This window comes from Thiolapillus sp., assembly GCF_048562965.1.
In the GTDB taxonomy this organism is placed as follows: Bacteria; Pseudomonadota; Gammaproteobacteria; order Chromatiales; family Chromatiaceae; genus Thiolapillus; species Thiolapillus brandeum_A.
Map to the genome: position 1 here is coordinate 1 of NZ_JBHNMF010000498.1, position 2,400 is coordinate 2,400.

1 protein-coding gene is annotated in these 2,400 nt (G+C 59.5%); it reads right to left on the reverse strand.

From position 1 onward, the window contains the following. Nucleotides 1–2,400: type I restriction endonuclease subunit R (locus ACOCD2_RS16880; protein WP_419625813.1), on the reverse strand; the 2,400-nt coding region annotated here is incomplete at both ends.

Below are 2,400 nucleotides of genomic sequence, written 5' to 3' on the forward strand. Positions count from 1 at the left end.
GGCGGATTTGCGGGTCTGCCAGTTGATGGTGGCGGATTTCCGGAGTTTGTCGGTCAGTTCATGGGCCAACGCTCTTAGCGTGGGGTGACCCAGTTCACGAACCGCGCTTTCGTTCTGCACGAGCGCCTGGTAGAAAGCGAACTCTTCGTCGGTCAATCCTTCTGGTGGTTTGGCTTCGTTGATTTCTTTGGCCAGTTGGATCAGTTCCTCGATCACCTGCACCGTGGTCAACGCCCGGTTTCGGTACTTGTTGATCGCCTCCTCCAGCTTCTTGGTGAACTCCTTGGCCTGCACCACGTTCTTCCGGCTTCGGGCCTTGACTTCATCCTCGATGAGCCGCTGGAGAAGCTCCGCCGCCAGGTTCTTGGTGGGCATCTCCGAGATTTGCTGGAGGAAGGTCTCATCCAGTACGCTGATGTCCGGCTTCTCCAGTCCGAGTGTCCGGTAGAGGTCCTGCACGCCTTCGACCAGGACGCCCTTGGCGACAAGCTGACGCAGGGCGGCCTGCTTTTCGATCCGTGATTCTCTTGTGCCGGCTCGCGTGAGTTTGATCAGTGATACCCGAACGGCCTGGAAGAAGGCGATTTCTTCCCGAACCGCGATAGCCTCGGCATGGGTACCCGCCAAGGCCTGTGCCTTGGTGAGTTTGGTGACCTGATCCAGGTACTCCTTGACGCCCTTGTTCCGCCCCCGCTCATCGGCTTCGGGGTTGAGCTTCGTGATGTGCTCCATCGCCGGCCCCAGCAAAGCCAGCGCCTGTTGCGGGTCCTTGTGGCCGCTGTAGTCGAAGCCGTGAAAAAATTCCTTGCGGATCACGTCCAGGGTGTCGAGCAGAATCTTCAGCGCCTCGCCGGATACGTCCACGGGAGACTTCGTGGTACCGGACGCCTGGGTGTATTGTCGGATGGCGTTCTTCAGTTCTTCGCCAATGCCGATGTAGTCCACGACCAGACCACCGGGTTTGTCTTTCCAGATCCGGTTGGTGCGGGCGATGGCCTGCATCAGCCCGTGGCCTTTCATGGGCTTGTCCACGTACAGGGTGTGTACCGGCGGCGCATCGAAGCCGGTGAGCCACATATCCCGCACGATGACCAGCTCCAGTTCGTCATTTTCATCCTTGAAGCGCTTTTCCAGCAGCTTGCGGTCGGCCTTGTCGGTCTGGTGGGGCTGAAAGTGGGGCGGATCGGACGCCTTGTTACCGGTCATCACCACCTTGATCCTGCCCTGGGTCAAATCATCGGATTGCCACTCGGGGCGCAGTGCGGTGATCTCGTCAAACAATCGCACCGCCGCTTCCCGGGAAATGGCCACGATCATGGCCTTGCCCGGCAGCGACTCCTTGCGCAGTTCCCAATGCTCAACCAGATCCTTCGCCAGGCGCTCCAGCCGCCCGTCGGCCATCGCCAGGGCTTCCAGGCGGGTCAGGTTGCTGACCGTGCGGTTCTGGGAATCCGTGTCCTCGTCTTCGGTGATCTCCATGAACTCGTCCATGAGCGCCTGTTTCTCGGCCTCGTTGAACTCCAGTTCGATGATCCGTGATTCGTAATGGACCGGCACCACGGCTTCGTCGCTCTGTGCGGCGATCATGTCGTACACGTCCACATAGGAGCCGAAGACCGCCTGGGTGTCCTTGTCCTCCTGGGAGATGGGCGTGCCGGTCATGCCCAGATAGATGGCGTTGGGCAGGGAATCGCGCATGTACTTGGCCAGGCCGTACTTGGTCTTGCCGGTCGTGCGGTCCAGCTTCGCCTTGAAACCATACTGGGTACGATGCGCCTCGTCGGTAATGACGATGACATTGCTGCGGTCGCACAACACCTCCACCTCGTTCCTGCCCTTTTCCGGGGCGAACTTGTTGATAGTGGTGAAGAAGATGCCCCCGGCCTTCACGCTGGAGAGCTTATCGCGCAGGTCCTGCCGGTTTTCAGCCTGTACCGGCGTGGCACGAATGGATTTCTCTGCGGCCGAAAAGGTGCCATAGAGTTGGCCGTCCAGGTCGTTGCGGTCGGTGACGATCACGAAGGTCGGATTCTCAAACTCCGGTCGCTCCCGAATGGCCATCACATAGAAGATCGACAGCAGGGATTTTCCCGATCCCTGGGTAAACCAGATCACCCCGCCTTTGCCATCCTTCTTGTGCAGGTAGGCATCCAGGGCGCGTTCGACGGCTTTCAGGACCCCGTGATACTGATGCCACTGGGCAATGATCTTGATGGACGGAGCGCCATCCTGCGTCATGAACAGGACAAAGCCTTTGAGGAAGTGCAGCAGGGTCTTGGGGTTCATCAGTCCACGGGTCAGCACTTCAAGCTCCAGCATCCCTTCAGGCGCTTTCTCGTCATTGATCAGGCGCCACGGGGAGTAGTGCCCGTAGTCAGCGGTCAATGAGCCGTAGCGGGC